Raw genomic sequence first — 17134 nt, 5'->3', positions numbered from 1 at the left:
CTCCACGTTCTACTCGACCCTAACCAACCAACCGCGAAGCGCACTCCCAGAGGAGCGCGCTTTCGCTGTCGGCGTTATTCAGCCTCGTCGGCCTTGCCGTCGGCGTCCTCATCGCTAGACTCGCCGGCTTCGTCCTCGACCTCGGCGGACTCGGCCGCCTCGGCGCCGGCCGGCGGGCCGAAGAACTCGCTGGTGTCCACGACGTTGCCGTCGGTGTCGGTGACGGTGGCCGCCTCGACCACCGCGGCCACGGTCAGACCGCGGCGCACGTCGGCGAACATCGCCGGCAGCTGGTTGTTCTGCTGCAGAATCTGCAGCAGCTGCTGCGGCTCGATGCCGTACTGGCGCGACATCAGCACCAGCCGCTCGGTCAGGTCGTTCTGGCCGACCTGGATGTCGAGATCGTCGGCGATGGCGTCCATCAGCAGCTGGGTCTTGACGGCCTTCTCGGCGGCCTCGCGGGTGTCGGCGTCGAACTGCTCACGCGAGCTGCCCTGGGCTTCCAGCGCCTCGGCGAACTTGGCCTCGTCGTGGTCCAGGCCGTGGATGGCGTTGTGGACGGTCTCGTCGACCTGCGCCTGCACGATCGCCTCGGGCAGCGGCACCTCGATCTTCTCCAGCAGCAGTTCCAGGGCGTTGTCCCGGATCTTCTCGGCCTGATGGATGCGCTTGACCCGCTCGACCTGCTCGGTCAGGTTGGCCTTGAGCTCTTCGATTGTGTCGAATTCGCTTGCCAGCTGGGCAAACTCGTCGTCCGGCTCGGGCAGTTCGCGTTCCTTGATGGACTTGACGGTGACGGTCACGTCGGCGTCCTTACCGGCGTGCTCGCCGGCGACCAGCTTGGTGGTGAACACCTTCGACTCGCCCTCGGACAGCCCGACGATCGCCTCGTCGAGGCCGTCGATCAGCTGGCCGGAACCGACCTCGTGGGACAGCCCCTCGGTCGAGGCCTCCGGGACATCCTCCCCGTCGACGGTGGCCGACAGGTCGATGGACACGAAGTCGCCGTCCTGCGCGGGACGCTCCACACCCTTGAGAGTGCCGAAGCGGGCGCGCAGCGACTGCAGCTCGGCGTCGACGTCCTCATCGGTGACCTCGATCGGATCGACCTCGATCTTGAGCTCCGAGAGGTCGGGCAGCTCGATGTCGGGACGCACATCGACCTCGGCGGTGAAGACCAGCTCCTCGCCGTCCTCGATCTTGGTGATCTCGATATCGGGCTGACCCAGCGGGCGCACCTCGGTGGTGGTGACGGCCTCGCTGTAGCGGCTCGGGAGCGCGTCGTTGACGACCTGCTCGAGCACCGCGCCCCGACCGATCCGGGCCTCCAGCAGCTTGGCCGGAGCCTTGCCCGGGCGGAACCCGGGCAGCCGGACCTGCTGAGCCAGCTGCTTGTAGGCGCGGTCGAAGTCGGGCTGCAATTCCGTGAAGGGCACCTCCACGTTGATGCGAACCCGGGTCGGGCTCAACTTCTCGACGGTGCTCTTCACTGCGGTGCTCCTCATGTAGTTCTTCGTTGACGCGTGGTTGTAGGGCGTGTCGGGGTGACAGGATTTGAACCTGCGGCCTTCCGCTCCCAAAGCGGATGCGCTACCAAGCTGCGCTACACCCCGTGCTGTGCTTTCTCGCGCCCGCGATCCTACGGCCCAACCGCTGCTCAGCCTCAATCGACCTTGTCGAAGAGGGTTCGACAGGGCCGACTGGATTTGATCTGGTCGCCGCCGGTACATTTGGGCTCGCGCAAAGTACGCGGGCGTAGCTCAATGGTAGAGCCTCAGTCTTCCAAACTGATTACGCGGGTTCGATTCCCGTCGCCCGCTCCGACGAAGGCTCTGACCTGCACCTGCAGTTCAGAGCCTTTTCTGCGTGAATCGGCTTTCATTCGCGCTCCCGATGCGAGGATCGATCGCGTTCGTGTGACCGCCGACCAGAGGTAACGATGCCCCGATCATTCGAGTACCCGTCTGTCCGTCCCTACTCCGCCGGGTTGGCTGTCGCCGGTGTCGGCATCGTGACCCTCGGCCTGCTCACCGCACCGCCGATGACGCACGTTGCGGCGCCGCATATCGAACGTCACCTGGTGCAACTCGCGGGAGCGACGGCAGCAGACGCGAGTGCCGATGTGGTGCGGATCGTCTCCGCGTTGGCTGCCGCGCCTCAACCCGTGGTCGTGTCGGCGCGCCCCGCGGCATCGAGTCAAACCCTCGTCCGGCCCGCCGCGGCGAGCACTGCTTCGGACACGACGTCGCCGCCGGACCTGCTGGCTCTGGCCGCACAGTTCCTCGACTACCTCAACAGCCTCGGACTGGGCCCGTTGCCGGGCCTGCTGGCCATCGGCCTGGGCGGGATCGCGGTGACCCTGGGCGCCGTCGCCTACGCCTGGAACGGCTTCGCCGGTCTGGTCAACCCCGTCCTGGACTTTCTGCACATCCCGAAGGTGCCGACATTCCCGGTCTGCTTCGTCGGCCAGAACTGCGGGGCTGCAGCGGCCGCCGCGCAGGCCCGACCGGCCTCAGCCGAGGCGACGGTGACCGACTCCGGCGACACCGCCGTCGCACCCGCTCCCCGAAGTGTGGGACGAAGCAACCGCGCCAGCGCCCGCAGCGCCCTTGCGGCTCCGACGGTCAAGAAAGTCGCAACCCCGGCCACCGCATCATCGGGTGAGAGCCCGCACGACACCACCACCACTGCGGCCCGCGACGCGACGAAGTCGGCGCCGTCGGCAGCGACCGGCAGCAGCAAGCGGGGCAAGAAGACCTCCGCCGACTGAGTTCACATGCTGCGCTGCCAGGAGCGGTAGACCACCCGGCGCACCGTCGCAGGGTCTGCCTCCGGCGCGTCCAGTGAGGCCTGCAGGTCACCACGGTCCAGCGCCAGCACGGCGCGTAGATGCCACGCGACGTCCCCGTGGGCGTCGTGCTCGGGGTGGGTGAAGTACTGGGTCTGGGCTGCCCCGGGCCGCCGCCGTTCGGGCAGATTGCCCGTCACCGCGATATCCCGGACGCCGGCACCGAACAACGGCGCCAGCAGCCCGCCGAACCAGTCCCCGGACACGCTGCCGCGAGCCACCGGAAACCACAGGTTGGTCCAGCGGGTCACGGCGAACAGCGACTGCGCCCCCAACACCGGACCGCAGCCGTAGGACACCGGCCCGTCCTCATCCGAGTCGACCGTCAGCGCCTCTGAGCGCGGCGGGCAACGCAGCACCACTCCCCTGCGGCTCAGCCGGTCGAACAACGCGTGGCGGGCGTCGACCCGTCCCAAACCGGCCAGGATCGGCGGGCGGGACACAAACAGGTCGGCGAATGCCATCGGCGTGCCGATGGTCACGAAATCCGTTACACGCCAGGGATTTCCCTGGCGGGCGTCGACCCGCCCCAAACCGGCCAGGATCGGCGGGCGGGACACAAACAGGTCGGCGAATGCCATCGGCGTGCCGATGGTCACGAAATCCGTTACACGCCAGGGATTTCCCTGCGACCGAAGGTCCTGCCACAGCCGCAGCTGCGCGTCCTGGAACTCGCCGATCTCACCGCCGGCCGCCGCCTCGACCGGCGCCAGCGCGCTCAGCCCCGAGGCCGAATCAGCATGCAGCTCATGCATTTCGGCCCACAAGGTCGTCAGCGCGTCGTACGCGATGAACCCGCCCACCCCGTGGCCGACCACCACCACCCGGGCGTAGCTGCCCTGATGCAGGGTGTGCAGCAAGTCCACCAGACCGCCCCGGGTGGCCCGCCGGGCCGCCAAAGACTCCGGTTGCAGATCGAAATAGCGCGCGACAGAAACGAATCCGGTGGTGAGGAAACTCCTCGTCAGCGCCCGCGGCAACATCCGGAACACCGCGACGGCGATGCTGAGCACCACCACGCTGCTGACCACACCGAGAATCCAGCCCGGTATTCCGGTGTGCAGCAGGTACCCGCCGACGATGAACAGGGTGATCAGCACGGAGGCGGGGATCAGCAGCGTCAGCCAGGCGGCCCGCCAGATGCCGAAGATCTGGTCGGGCACATGCCGTGGGCGTCGCAGCAGCACCCGCAGCAGCGCCGGCGCGAAGCCGGCGTAGCGCGTGCTGGTCGCCAGGAACGACCAGTCGTATTCGAAGAGGTCGACGCCGGCCGACGGGGCGGAGTACCGCCGTGCCTCGTAGGAGTCGGTGACCTCGATGGGTTGGGGGTAGTACTCCCAGCGGCCGTGGTGCGGTGTCAGCACCGACTTGGCGAAGGCATCGAGGATGTCGGTGGGCCGGCGTTCGAGCAGACCGTGCACGAAGACCACGGCGGTGTGCACGTCGGTATTGCTGCTCATCGTCCTCCCAGGACCTCGGTGTTGGCGTCGAGTGTGAGGCACAGCGGCCAGACTGGCGAGTACCGGTCCGGGAACGGGCGGGCGTGGCAGAATCCGGCGAATGACCTGTTTTCGGGGGGTCACCCGTCTGCGCTGGGCCGGTAGGCACGCGTGACGGCCCTGATCGACCGCATCCCGCGGCTGGACACCTCCCGCCCCGGCCTGCACCTCGACACGTCGATGCCGGTGATGGTCCTGTGGGTGTCGCAGTTCCCGCTGCAGCACGGCAGCCTGGGTGTTTTCCGCAGCCTCGGCCGCGCCGGCGTTCCCGCCTACGCCGTCGTTGGGCATCGCTACGCACCGGCAGCCTGGTCGCGCTACGTCAAGGGGCGCGTCGTGTGGCGACCGCATCGCGGCGACGGCGAGGCGGAGCTCCTGCAGCGCCTCCTGGAGTTCGGCCGCACGCTCAGCACGAAGTGCCTGATCGTCTGCACCAGCGATGACATGGCGGTATTCGCTGCACGCCATCGCGAGGCGCTCGAGGAGTGCTACGTCCTGCCGGCGGTCGCGCCGGAGTTGCCCGCCGAGCTGGTCGACAAACGCCAGCTCGACCGGTTGTGCCTGCAACACGGTGTTCCGGTGCCACGCTCGGCCTTCGTCCACACCATGGCCGAGCTCGAGGCGGTGATCGGCGACCTGGACGAGCCGGCGATCGTCAAGAGCGCCGGTCCCCGCGGGCCGAGCCGAAGAGTGGAGAACACCCTGGTGGTGCCCGACCGCACCGCCCTGCGGGAGTTGGCGAGCACCCTGGAAGAGCCCTTCGACCTGACGATCCAGGAGTACCTGCCCGACGAGTACGGCGAGGACTGGTTCACCGTCGGTTACTGCGACGCCAGCGCCACCGCCCGGCCGGTGTTCACCGGACGCAAGTCCCGGGCATGGCCGGCCAGGGGCGGCGCTGCGTCGGCGGGGTTCACCGCGGTGAACAGCACACTGGCCGACATGGCAACGGCGTTCTGCAAGGACATCGGCTACCGCGGCATCTTCGACATGGACTGGCGGCGTGACCTGCGCACCGGCAAGTACAAGCTGCTGGACTTCAATCCCCGCCCCGGCGCCCAGTTCCGGATGTTCGAGAACGACGCGGGCGTCGACGTGGTGCGCGCCATGCACCTGGACCTGTCCGGCCGCCCCATCCCGCCCGGCTCCCAGGTCATCGGCGAGCGGTTCATCATCGAGCCGTGGGACTTCGCCAACTGGGTGGCGCATCGTCGCAAGGACCGGCCGGCGCTGGGCGGCTTCGGCCGGGCTCGGCTGGCCTATCTGGCAGCCGACGACCCGATCCCGATCCTCGCCGTCATCGTGTGCCAGTTGTATCTCTCGCTTGCCTCACGCCTGCCGTTTCTTTCCCGCTGAACGACTGAACCCGCTGGTCACGACACGATGTCGGTTCGGCTCCAATCGAGTTCGCAGGATCGGCGGCTACCCTCGGCGGCCGTAGATTCAGGTGCGGTTCCCGACGCCGGTCAGGGATATCCGACCAGGAGGCGCGGTGAGCAACCCCATCCCTATCGGCGGCGCGTGCGTCGCGGGATTCGAGGCGGTCCGCGACGCCTTCGTGCAGAACTTCACTGACCATGACGAGGTCGGCGCGGCCGTGGCCGTGTGGGTGGAGGGCGACCTCGTGGTCAACCTGTGGGGTGGCTACAGCGATGCACGCCGCCGCCGGCACTGGCGGCAGAACACCCTGGCGAGCGTCTTCTCCGGAACGAAGGGACTGACCAGTACCTGCGTGCACCTGTTGGCCGACCGTGGCGAGATCGACCTGTACGCGCCGGTGGCCGCCTACTGGCCGGAGTTCGGCGTCAACGGCAAACAGGACATCACCATCGCCTCGGTGCTCGGCCACCGCTCCGGGGTGATCGGCCCGAGCACGCGGCTGCACTGGAGCGACACCAGCGACTGGGATCGGGTGTGCGGGGAACTCGCCGCCGCCGCCCCGTGGTGGACGCCCGACACCGCCCAGGGCTATCACATGGTCAGCTTCGGCTTCATCCTCGGCGAGGTCGTCCGCCGGGTCACCGGTCGCAGCATCGGGCAGTATCTGCGCACCGAGATCGCCGAGCCGATGGGCATCGACGTCCACATCGGTCTGCCCGCCGCCGAGCATTCGCGCTGTGCCGAGATGGTCAACAAGCCGCATATCCGCGACGTGCTGGCCCGTGGTCAGGCGCCCGGGCACCCGGTGTCCCTCGACGAGCATCCGATGGCCGGTCTGGCCATCGCGATGGGCTTCGTCCCCGACGACGAGTTGGGCTCCAACGAGCTGACCCGTTGGCGCACAGCCGAATTCCCCGGCACCAACGGCCACGTCTCCGCCCTCGGGCTGGCCACCTTCTACAACGGTCTGGCGCAGGAGAAGCTGCTCAGTCGCGAGCAGATGGACATCGCGCGCGTCTCGCAGGGCGGCTTCGACACCGACGTGGTGCTCGGCCCGCGGGTGGCCGACCACGGCTGGGGCCTGGGCTACATGCTCAATCAGCGCGGCGTGGCCGGACCGAACCTGCGCAGTTTCGGTCACGGCGGCTCCGGTGGCTCCTACGGTTTCGTCGACCTGGAGAACCGGATCGGCTACGCCTACGTGATGAACTACTTCGACGCCACCAAGTGCAATGCCGACCCGCGCAGCACCGCGCTGTCCGACGAGGTCTACCGCGCTATCGGCGTTCTCTGACAGGCAAATTCTCATCCCGCGGCGCACTGCCGGCGGCTCGGTACTGTGGGTGCCATGAATGGTGTGCTCGTAGTGCTCATCCTGGTGGTCGTCGCTGCGATCGCGCTGGCGGTGTGGAGTTCGTCGCGCGCCTCAGGCAATCGCAATGCCGCCACACTCGCCGACGCCAAGGCCGACGCCCGCCGGGTGATCGAACGCCTCGGCGGTCAGGTGCTCAACCTCAACGGCTCCAACGAAGCCTCCACCCAGGCGCTGGCCGATGCCTCCGAGCGGTTCACCGCGGCCTCCTCACAGATCGAGCAGGCCACCACGGCCAAGCAGGCGCAGCTGGCCAAGGAGAGCGCGCTCGAGGGGCTGTACTACGTTCGCGCGGCGCGTACCGCGATGGGTATGGACCCGGGTCCGGAGCTGGAGAGCATCTCCGGGCAGAAGTCCGCGGGCACAGTGACCGAGGAACGCAAGGTTCAGTTCGACGGCCGGGAGATCGAAGCCTCGCCGGTGCCCACCCCGAACACCCCGAACTACTACCCCGGCGGCCGGGTCGCCGGACGCCCGGTGCCGGCCGGCTGGTACTCCGAGCCGTGGTGGAAGACCGCACTGGTGGCCGGCGCCTGGGGCGTGGGCTCGGTGCTGCTGTTCGACGCGCTGTGGAAGACCGCACTGGTGGCCGGCGCCTGGGGCGTGGGCTCGGTGCTGCTGTTCGACGCGCTGTTCTCCGGCATGGGCGGAGTCGGCTATGACGCCTCCGGCTTCGAGAACGGCTACGGCTCCGGTTTCGACCAGGGCTTCGACCAGGGTTATGACCAGGGGCTCGACGCCGCAGGCGGCCAGGACGGCGGTTGGGGTGGCGACGGCGGCGGCTGGGGCGGTGACAGCGGTGGCTGGGCCGACAGCGGTGGTGGCTGGGGCGGCGACGGCGGCGGCATCGGTGACTTCGGTGGCGGCGACTTCGGCGGGTTCGGCGACTTCTAGAGCCGGCTCTCCAGCCGCGCGGTGACACCGGCCTCCTGCAGGTCGAGCCGTTCGAGCATGGCGCGCACCGCTTCGTCGTCGATGTTTCCGGCGTCACGTTCAGTGATCAGCGCGGCCCGCTGCGCGGCCAGCACATCGCGGTAGAGCGCGGAGAACACCTCGGCGCGCAACGTGTGTGCTTCCGGGTCGGGCATCTCGTCGGCGTCCTGGGAGTGCCGCGCGATCGTGTTGCGGATCTCGGCGAGCACCCGCGGATCGAGCCCCTCGGGCGGGTTGGACCTGAATTCGGTGAGCACCTCGTCGGCCGCATCGTGGACCACCCGCTCGGCCTTCAGTGTCTCGTCACGCTCGTAGGCCTGATCGTCTTCCTGACCGGACAGCTGCAGGCGGCGGATCAGGGGCGGCAGCGTCCAGCCTTGCAGCAGAAGGGTTCCCACCGCGACGACGAACGCGATGGCCTGAATGGTCGCCCGCTCGGGGAACGGCTCACCGTTGGCCATCGTCAGCGGGATACCGGCCGCGGCGGCCAAGGTCACCACCCCGCGCATGCCGGTCCACGACACCACGACGTTCTCCCGCCAGCTCAGCGCACGGTGGTCGATCATCGAGCGCCACTTGCCCACCGGCTTCTCCCGCTTCCGGGTGCCCAGCGCGCCGCGACCACCCGCGGCCGGGATCGGCACCGACAACGTGCGGTCGACGTGGCGCAGCAACACACCGCGACCGAACATCAGGAACACCGACAGCGGGCGGATGGCCAGCACGATGAACAGCACGATGGCCGAGGCGATCGCCACCTCGCCGAGCGACTCGTGGTTCTCCCGCAGATCCTCGAGTACGAAGCGCAGGTGCAGGCCGATGTAGGCGAAGACGAACGCCTCCAACAGAACGTCGAGGGCGTGCCAGACGTAGCGTTCCTGCAGCCGGGTCTGATATCCCGCACCCAACGTTCCGCTGCCGACCACGAAGCCGGCCACCACGACGGCCAGCACCCCCGAGGCGTGTAACTCCTCGGCCGCCAGGAACGCCGCGAACGGCACCATCAGGCCCTGAATGGTCTCCAGGCCGGGATTGTTGAGTCGTTTGCGGATCCACAGCGTGACGTAGCCCAGCGAGGCGCCGACGGCGGGCCCGATGATGGCGCTGTAGCCGAACAGCAGCACCGGGTTCTCGATGAACGTGTGGGTGCCGGCCACCTGGGCAACCGCCACCAGGAACAGCGCCAGCGCGGCGGCGTCGTTGATCAGGCTCTCCCCCGTCAGGATCGCCATCACCCGCTTGGGCAGGCCCAGCTTGCGGCCGACCGCGACGGCGGTGACGGCATCGGGCGGGGCGACGATGGCCCCGAGCACCAGAGCGGTACCGAATGTCAGGGGCACCACCACCGCCCAGGCCGACACCGCGGCAACCGTGAACGCGGTGACCAGGACCAGGCCCACCCCCAGGCCGAGGATGGGTTTGATGTTGCGGATGAACGTCGGAAACGAGAAGTCCAGAGCGGCGGAGTAGAGCAGGGGCGGCAGGACCACCGTCAGCAGGATGTGCGAATCCAGTTCAGGCGCTTCGAATCCGGGCAGGAACGATGCCGCGATCCCGACGACGACGATGACCAGCGCCGGCTCGAACCCTCGCCGACTCGCGATCGCCGTCACCACGATCGCGCCGACGACCACGAGAATCAGTTCCATGGAGGCATTCTCGCGGCCGCACTGCGAGGATGCAGGCCGAAGTGCTCAGACCTGGCAGGTCGGGCACCAGAAGAGGTTGCGGCCTTCGAGTTCGGCGGTGCGCACCGGCGTGCCGCACACCCGGCATGGCTCACCGGCGCGGCGGTAGACGTAGGTGCGCGGCCGGTTGGGCCGGTAGGACGGCGCACCGTGGTCATGCTCGGGGCGCACCACCACGATCTTGCCGCGGCGCACCCCGACCTTCATCAACTCCACCAGGTCGGCCCACGCCTGCGCGAACTCGTCGGCGCTGACGTCGCGGCCCGGGCGGTACGGGTCGATGTGGTGGCGGAACAGCAGCTCACTGCGGTAGACGTTGCCGACGCCGGCCATCACTTTCTGGTCCATCAGCAGCGCGCCGATCGGCTTGCGGGACTTGGCGATTCGCGTCCACGCCAGATCAGGGTCGGCATCGCGGCGCAGCGGGTCGGGCCCCAGCCGGGCGATGATCGCCGACACTTCGGCCTCGTCGAGCAGCTCGCAGGCCGTCGGGCCACGCAGGTCGGTGCCGTACTCGGCACCCACGATCCGCATCCGCACCTGGCCAACCGGCAGCGGCATCGGGACCGGGCGCTCGGTGAACGTGCCGTACAGCCCGAGGTGCACGTGCACGATCGGGCCGCCGTCGTAGTGGTGGAAGAGGTGCTTACCCCATACCGAGGCGCGGGTGAACACCCGGCCGTCGACCACGGCCGCATCGGTGAACCGGCCCTGCGGGCTGGACACCGCGACCGGTTCGCCGGCGAACCGGCGGTGGTGCAGCCGGGCCAGCCGGTGCAGGGTGTGTCCCTCCGGCACGGTTAGGCGCCAGGCACCGGCGGTGGCACGTGGTCGCGTTCGTACTCGGCGAGGATGTCGATGCGCCGCTGGTGGCGCGGGGCCTGCGACCACGGCGTGCTCAGGAAGGCGTCGACGATGGCCAGCGCCTCCTCTTCGGTGTGCATCCGGCCGCCGATACCGATCAGCTGGGCGTTGTTGTGCTCGCGGGCCAGCGACGCGGTCTCGGTGCTCCACGCCAGCGCACAGCGGGCGCCGGGCACCTTGTTGGCCGCGATCTGCTCACCGTTGCCCGAGCCGCCGAGCACGATGCCCAGGCTGCCCGGATCGGCCACCGTGGCCACCGCGGCGGCGATGCAGAAGGCCGGGTAGTCGTCATCGGCGTCGTAGTCGAAGGCACCGCAGTCGACCGGGTCGTGGCCGGTCTTGCGCAGGTGCTCGATGATGGTCTGCTTGAGTTCGTATCCGGCATGATCGGCGCCGAGGTAGACACGCATGGCCGATACCTTACTGACGCTGCTCAGCCCACGGTGATCGCGTCGAGGCGTTCCTTGATGAAGGCCGAACACGTCACCGGTGCCAGCCCCGCGACCTTGCCCACCGGCGGCTCCAGCGGCGTCACCAGCGCGTCGTGGTTGGCCTCGTAGAAGTAGATCAGCGAGACCAGGTCCTCTTCGGGGGCGTGCGGCTGCGGCGGCAGCACCCGGTGCCGCCCGGACGGCCAGCGGTAGCCACTCCAGTACTCCAGCAGGTCACCGATGTTGACGGTCAGCGCCGCCGGGTCGTACGGCGCGTCCGCCCAGCCCTCGGCTTCGGAAAACACTTGCAGCCCACCGGCTCCCGGCTCGCGGTCCAGGATGGTCACGGTGCCGAAGTCGGTGTGCGGCCCGATCCGGAACTGGCCGGGCTCGGGCTCGCCCACCACGCTGACGGGCGGGTAGTGGTTGATATTCATCGTCCAGGTCGGCCGGTCGGCCAGCGTGGCGAACGGGTTGCCCGGCAGCAGCAGCGCATGCGACATCAGCGCCAGCAGGTCATCGGCCAGCGTCCGCATCGCCTGGGTGTAGGTGGTGACCAGGGCCTGCAGTTCGGGCACCTCGTCCGGCCAGACGTTCGGGGCGAACCAGATCCGGTCCACCTCCGGATCGCCGACGGCCGTCTCAGCACCCAGGCTGTAGCTCTCCTTGAGGTCGGGCGGGGTTTCGGTGCCTTCGGCGTAGGCGTTGGCTTCGGCCCCGGGGGCGATCCAGCCGTGCCCGCCGACAGCCACCGAATAGCGGCGTTTGACCACGTCGGGCAGGGCGAAGAACTCCCGGGCCGCCCCGCGCACCGCGGCACTGAGCTCCGGGTCGATGCCGTGGCCGGTGACCAGGATGAAGCCGGCCTGCTGCAGTCCCGCGTCGAGTTCGGCGGCGACGGCGTCGGCTTCCGCTCCCCCGGCGTGCCAGCGGGAGATGTCGACGGTGGCGATCATTCGGCGACTCCGATGTCCTCGTTCCACAGGTGGGGCTTGTCGGCGATGAACGTGTTGAGCATGTCGAAGCAGCGGTCGTCGTCGAGCACGGTGACCTTCACCCCGAGGGCGGCTAACTCCGGATGGCCCCACACGATGGTGCGGGCGTCGCCGATGATCACCGCCCCGATGTTGAACTGGCGGACCAGTCCGCAGCAGTACCAGCACGGCGACAGCGTGGTGGCCATGATCGTCGAGCGGTAGTCGGTCTGACGGCCGGCGTTGCGGAACGCGGAGGTCTCGGCGTGGATCGACGGGTCATCGCTTTGCACCCGCATGTTGTGGCCACTGCCCAGCAACACCCCGTCGGCGCTGAACAGCGCGGCCCCGATCGGGATTCCACCTTCCGCCAAGCCTTTTCGGGCCTCCTCGTAGGCGACGTCGAGCATGTCCTGCGGGGTCATACCGCGGCGCGCTCCGCGGCGATCTTCGATCGGCACAGCACAAGATAACTCGCACCAGCGATCAGGAAGCCGACGAAGAAGGTGATGTCGCCCAGTTGCGGCACCGCCTTGGCGATGATGCCGACGAACTTCTCCTGATTGGCGAACAGCAGCACCGAGGCCGCCAGGCCGATCGCGAAGGAGGCCAGCCCGCCCCAGTTGGTGTAAGCCCGGTCGTAGAAGAACGTGGCGACGGGTTGCCCCTGGCGCAGGTACTGGTCGGCGAACACCACGCCCAGCCACGGCCCGATCCAGTAGGCGATGATCAGCAGGAACGCCTCGTAACTGTGGGCTGCATCGGCCAACGCCCACCAGGCGATGAGGAATCCCGCGACACCGAAGAACACCGTCACCAAGGCGCGCGCGACGTGCGCCGGCAGTTTGATGCCGATAGTCACGAACGCCATCGCCCCGGAGTAGATGTTGATGCAGTTGGCGGCGATCGCCCCGATCGCGATGGCCAGCAGCGTGGCCTTGGCCAGCGGTGACGCCAGCTCGGAGGTGAACGACCCGGTCGGGTCGGCCAGCGTGGCCTCGCCGGTGGTCACCGACGCCGCGCCGACCACCTCGAGCGCCACGCACGACACGAACAGGCCCAGCGAGGCGAACAGCCCGGTGCGCGCCGTGGACACCGTCGAGGGCAGATAGCGGGTGTAGTCGGCGGCATACGGAGTCCAGCCGGCCGCATAGCCGAAGGAGGTGCCCACGGTCAGCAGGAATCCGCCGACCCCGCCGCCGCCTGCGGTGGCCACCGGCGATCCCAGATCGGCGTGGGCGAAGATCGCGATCGAGGCGATGACGAACACAATCGCCAGCACCGGGAACGCCCAGCGCTCGAAGGCCTGCACCAGGTTGTGCCCGAAGAACGCGAACCCGGTCTGGAACAGCACCACGATCACCAGCGCCGGCAGCGGACCGATACCGAACAGGGTGGCCAGGGCGAAGGCGCCGCTGACGCTGTTGACCGCGAACCAGCCGACACCGGCGGTCACCGACATCAGCCCGGCCGGCAGAGCGTTGCCTTTGAAGCCGAATGCCAAGCGGCCCAGCACCATCTGCGGTACCCCGTGCAGCGGGCCGCGGGCGGACAGGAAGTAGTGCGCGATCGCGCCGAGCCCGGTGCCCACCACGATCCCGGCGACCGCCTGCCAGAACGTCATCCCGAACGCCAGGACCGCGAGCATGCCGACGAAGATCGTGGCGAACTCGAGGTTCGGCGAGGTCCACGTCCAGAACAGCTGACGCGGATGCCCGTGCCGGTCTTCGTGCGAGATGAACTCATTACCACCGGGTTCGACGGCCACCAGCTTGTCGCGATAGGTGCCGTCGCTCTGCACGCTCGGTTCAGCCGAGTCAGCCACTGTCATGGACTAAAGGTCGTCCCTGACGGCCCAACCCGCAACCGGAAGGGCTCAGTCGAACTGCGGCGGCTCGGTGCGGGTGCGCTTGAGTTCGTAGAAGTGCGGGTAGGAGGCGAAGATCACCGACGCGTCCCACAACTTGCCGGCCTCTTCACCGCGCGGGATCCGGGAGAGCACCGGACCGAAGAACGCGACCCCGTTGACGTGGATGGTCGGCGTGCCGACGTCGTCGCCGACGGCGTCCATGCCGGCGTGGTGGCTCTTGCGCAGCGCGTCGTCGTAGCTGGCGTCGGTGGCGGCCTTGGCCAGATCGGCGGGCAGTCCGGCGCGTTCCAGCGACGTGACGATCACCTCGTCGAGGTTCTTGTTGTCCTCGTTGTGGATCAGGGTGCCCATCGCGGTGTAGAGCGGGTCGAGCACCTCGGGGCCGTGGGCCTGTTCGGCGGCGATGGCCACCCGCACCGGGCCCCACGCCTTCTTCATCAGCTCCTGGTACTGCTCGGGCAGGTCACGTCCTTCGTTGAGGACGGCAAGGCTCATGACGTGGAAGTTGACGTCGATGTCGCGCACCTTCTCCACCTCGAGGATCCAGCGGGAGGTGATCCAGCACCAGGGACACAGCGGGTCGAACCAGAAATCGGCGCGGGACTTCTCGGACATACGGGCTCCTCCAGGTCAGGGGTATGACGTCGAGCACAACTCATCAACACCGTCGAGTGTTCCCGGTCCATATAGGTTGGAACGCGTGCTTCCCAATCTCACCCGCAATGAGGCCATCGAGCGGGCCGCTCTGGTCACCGTCGACAACTACAACATCGTCCTGGACCTGACCTCCGACCAGAAGACGTTCCGGTCGACCACCACCGTCACCTTCGAGGCGCTGCCCGGCGCCGACACCTACATCGACCTGGCGGCCGACGCCGTCCACAGCGCCGTGCTCAACGGCCATTCGATCGACGTGTCCGGCTACGACGAGTCCACCGGGATTGCGCTGCGCGGGCTGGAGAAGCAGAACACCCTGGTGGTCGACGCCGACTGCCGCTACTCGAACACCGGTGAGGGTCTGCATCGTTTCGTCGACCCCGTCGACGGCGAGGTCTACCTGTACTCGCAGTTCGAAACCGCCGACGCCAAGCGGATGTTCGCCTGCTTCGACCAACCCGACATCAAGGCCACCTACGACGTGACGGTGACCGCGCCCGCGCACTGGCAGGTGATCTCCAACGGCGCCACCACCTCCGTCGAGGACAGCGGCGAGAACAAGGTGCACACCTTCGCCACCACCCCGCGGATGAGCACCTACCTGGTGGCCCTGATCGCCGGCCCCTACGCCCGCTGGGATGACGTCTACACCGATGAGCACGGTGAGATCCCGCTAGGCCTGTTCTGCCGCTCCTCGCTGGCGGAGTACATGGACGCCGAGCGGCTGTTCACCGAGACCAAACAGGGTTTCGGCTTCTACCACCGCAACTTCGGGGTGCCCTACGCCTTCGGCAAGTACGACCAGCTGTTCGTTCCGGAGTTCAACGCCGGCGCCATGGAGAACGCCGGCGCGGTGACGTTCCTGGAGGACTACGTCTTCCGGTCCAAGGTGACCCGCTACAGCTACGAGCGCCGCGCCGAGACGGTGCTGCACGAGATGGCCCACATGTGGTTCGGCGATCTGGTGACCATGACGTGGTGGGACGACCTGTGGCTCAACGAGTCCTTCGCGACGTTCGCCTCGGTGCTGTGCCAGGCCGACGCCACCGAGTACACCGAGGCCTGGACCACCTTCGCCAACGTCGAGAAGTCCTGGGCCTACCGGCAGGACCAGTTGCCGTCCACCCACCCGGTGGCCGCCGACATCCCCGATCTGCACGCCGTCGAGGTGAACTTCGACGGGATCACCTACGCCAAGGGTGCCAGCGTGCTCAAGCAGCTGGTGGCCTACGTCGGCCTGGAGCACTTCCTGGCCGGGCTGCGTGACTACTTCGCCGCGCATGCCTTCGACAACGCCACCTTCGACGACCTGCTGGGTGCGCTGGAGAAGGCCTCGGGCCGCGATCTGTCGGACTGGGGCCGCCAGTGGCTCAAGACCACCGGCCTGAACACCCTGCGGGCCGAGTTCGACGTCGACGACGCCGGGCGCTTCACCCGTTTCGCGATCACCCAGGGCGGCGCCAAGCCCGGCGCCGGGGAGACCCGGGTGCACCGCCTGGCTGTCGGTATCTACGACGACGACCCGACCACCGGCAAGCTGGTGCGGGTGCACCGCGAAGAGCTCGACGTCTCCGGCGATGTCACCGAAGTTCCTGCCCTGCAGGGTGTTTCGCGGGGCAAGCTGGTTCTGGTCAACGACGACGACCTGACCTACTGCTCGCTGCGGCTGGACGAGGATTCCCTGCGTACCGCGCTGAGCCGGATCGCCGACATCGCCGAACCGCTGCCCCGCACGCTGGTGTGGTCGGCGGCGTGGGAGATGACCCGCGACGCCGAACTCAAGGCACGCGACTTCGTGGCGCTGGTGATGAGCGGGGTGCAGGCCGAGACCGAGGTCGGGGTGGCGCAGCGGTTGCTGCTGCAGGCACAGACCGCGCTGAACTCCTACGCCGAGCCCGGCTGGGCCAAGGAAGCCGGCTGGCCGGCGTTCGGGGACCGGCTGCTGGACCTGGCCCGCGAGTCGGCACCGGGCTCCGATCACCAGCTCGCCTTCGTCAACGCCCTGTGCACCTCGGTGCTCTCGCGTAACCACGTCGCCGTCCTGGCCACGCTGCTGGACAACGAGCCCGCCGCGGTGAACCTGCCGGGGCTGGTGATCGATACCGACCTGCGCTGGCGCATCGTCACCGCGCTGGCCGCCTCCGGTGACCTGGACGCCGACGGCACCGCCACCCCGTTCATCGACGCCGAGGCCCAGCGCGACCCGACCGCGGCCGGTAAGCGGCATGCCGCCGCGGCAGCTGCGGCTCGCCCGCAGGCTGCGGTCAAGGAGCAGGCCTGGCAGCAGGTGGTCGAAGATGACACCCTGGCCAACATCACCGCGCGCGCGATCATCGGCGGCTTCGCCCAGCCCGGGCAGGGTGCGGTGCTGGCGCCGTTCACCGCGCGCTACTTCGCGGCCATCCCCGGGGTGTGGGAGCGGCGATCCAGCGAGGTGGCGCAGACCGTGGTCGTGGGCCTGTACCCGTCGTGGGACATCAGCGCCGAGGCGCTGGCCGCGGCTGATGAGTTCCTGTCCGGTGAGCTGCCCTCGGCACTGCGCCGGCTGGTACTCGAAGGCCGCGCCGGTATCGAACGATCGCTGAAAGCGCGCGCCTTCGACGCCGGGTGACCGCGCG

14 protein-coding genes and 2 tRNA genes are annotated in these 17134 nt (G+C 68.5%); 6 read left to right on the top strand and 10 right to left on the bottom strand.

Annotation, left to right across the window (positions count from 1 at the left end; all coding sequences use genetic code 11):
• Nucleotides 1–74: 74 nt before the first annotated feature.
• Nucleotides 75–1490 carry a trigger factor gene (gene tig / locus BN3385_RS16035; protein ID WP_059018021.1) on the bottom strand — a complete coding sequence of 472 codons (1416 nt, stop codon included), beginning with the start codon at nt 1488–1490 and terminating at the stop codon, nt 75–77.
• A gap of 49 nt (nt 1491–1539) precedes the next feature.
• Nucleotides 1540–1613 (bottom strand) — tRNA-Pro (locus tag BN3385_RS16030).
• 136 nt (nt 1614–1749) lie between these two features.
• Between BN3385_RS16030 and BN3385_RS16025 the strand changes: the two genes are divergently transcribed.
• Both BN3385_RS16025 and BN3385_RS16020 read left to right on the top strand, forming a co-directional pair.
• Nucleotides 1750–1820 (top strand) — tRNA-Gly (locus tag BN3385_RS16025).
• A gap of 119 nt (nt 1821–1939) precedes the next feature.
• A complete protein-coding gene (locus BN3385_RS16020; RefSeq protein WP_059018019.1) occupies nt 1940–2770 on the top strand; it encodes a hypothetical protein in 831 nt (276 codons plus the stop codon).
• A gap of 2 nt (nt 2771–2772) precedes the next feature.
• On the opposite strand, the gene BN3385_RS16015 is transcribed toward BN3385_RS16020, so the two are convergent.
• The gene (locus BN3385_RS16015; RefSeq protein WP_059018018.1) at nt 2773–4308 is read right to left on the bottom strand and encodes a hypothetical protein; all 1536 of its coding nucleotides are present in this window, start codon (nt 4306–4308) and stop codon (nt 2773–2775) included.
• Between the two features lie 150 nt (nt 4309–4458).
• Here BN3385_RS16015 and BN3385_RS16010 point away from each other — a divergent pair, with 150 nt between their 5' ends.
• From BN3385_RS16010 to BN3385_RS16000, 3 genes are all read left to right on the top strand, one after another.
• Nucleotides 4459–5703, top strand: a complete 1245-nt coding sequence (locus BN3385_RS16010) for a carboxylate--amine ligase (RefSeq protein WP_059018016.1) — start codon at nt 4459–4461, stop codon at nt 5701–5703.
• Between the two features lie 136 nt (nt 5704–5839).
• A complete protein-coding gene (locus BN3385_RS16005) occupies nt 5840–7021 on the top strand; it encodes a serine hydrolase domain-containing protein (protein WP_059018014.1) in 1182 nt (393 codons plus the stop codon).
• A gap of 54 nt (nt 7022–7075) precedes the next feature.
• Nucleotides 7076–7993, top strand: coding sequence for a hypothetical protein (locus BN3385_RS16000; protein ID WP_059018012.1), 918 nt, complete (start codon nt 7076–7078; stop codon nt 7991–7993).
• Here BN3385_RS16000 and BN3385_RS15995 read toward each other — a convergent pair.
• The 7 genes from BN3385_RS15995 to BN3385_RS15965 are packed head-to-tail and all read right to left on the bottom strand — an operon-like array spanning nt 7990 to nt 14474.
• Nucleotides 7990–9681: a cation:proton antiporter gene (locus BN3385_RS15995; RefSeq protein ID WP_059018010.1), complete on the bottom strand. Its 1692-nt coding sequence runs from the start codon at nt 9679–9681 to the stop codon at nt 7990–7992. The two genes, BN3385_RS16000 and BN3385_RS15995, sit on opposite strands and share 4 nt — an antisense overlap.
• 45 nt (nt 9682–9726) lie before the next feature.
• On the bottom strand, nt 9727–10518 hold the full coding sequence (locus BN3385_RS15990) for an Fpg/Nei family DNA glycosylase (protein ID WP_059018008.1): 792 nt from the start codon (nt 10516–10518) through the stop codon (nt 9727–9729).
• Between the two features lie 2 nt (nt 10519–10520).
• On the bottom strand, nt 10521–10994 hold the full coding sequence (locus BN3385_RS15985) for a ribose-5-phosphate isomerase (protein WP_059018006.1): 474 nt from the start codon (nt 10992–10994) through the stop codon (nt 10521–10523).
• Between the two features lie 23 nt (nt 10995–11017).
• Nucleotides 11018–11971, bottom strand: a complete 954-nt coding sequence (locus BN3385_RS15980; RefSeq protein WP_059018003.1) for an isopenicillin N synthase family dioxygenase — start codon at nt 11969–11971, stop codon at nt 11018–11020.
• The gene (locus BN3385_RS15975; RefSeq protein WP_059018000.1) at nt 11968–12414 is read right to left on the bottom strand and encodes a nucleoside deaminase; all 447 of its coding nucleotides are present in this window, start codon (nt 12412–12414) and stop codon (nt 11968–11970) included. The genes BN3385_RS15980 and BN3385_RS15975 overlap by 4 nt, the downstream gene beginning before the upstream one ends.
• A complete protein-coding gene (locus tag BN3385_RS15970) occupies nt 12411–13820 on the bottom strand; it encodes a purine-cytosine permease family protein (protein ID WP_059017999.1) in 1410 nt (469 codons plus the stop codon). Before BN3385_RS15970 ends, BN3385_RS15975 begins: the two co-directional genes overlap by 4 nt.
• Nucleotides 13821–13865: 45 nt before the next feature.
• A complete protein-coding gene (locus BN3385_RS15965) occupies nt 13866–14474 on the bottom strand; it encodes a mycothiol-dependent nitroreductase Rv2466c family protein (protein ID WP_059017997.1) in 609 nt (202 codons plus the stop codon).
• A 76-nt stretch (nt 14475–14550) separates the two neighbouring features.
• On the opposite strand from BN3385_RS15965, the gene pepN reads away from it, so the two are divergent.
• Complete coding sequence (gene pepN, locus BN3385_RS15960) at nt 14551–17127, top strand: aminopeptidase N (RefSeq protein ID WP_502688071.1); 2577 nt, start codon at nt 14551–14553, stop codon at nt 17125–17127.
• Nucleotides 17128–17134: the final 7 nt, after the last annotated feature.

Origin of the sequence: Mycobacterium sp. M26 (assembly GCF_001494595.1) — a bacterium.
GTDB lineage: Bacteria > Actinomycetota > Actinomycetes > Mycobacteriales > Mycobacteriaceae > Mycobacterium.
The sequence above is the reverse complement of the archived record's forward strand: the minus strand, read 5'-3'. Positions and strand labels throughout refer to the sequence as shown.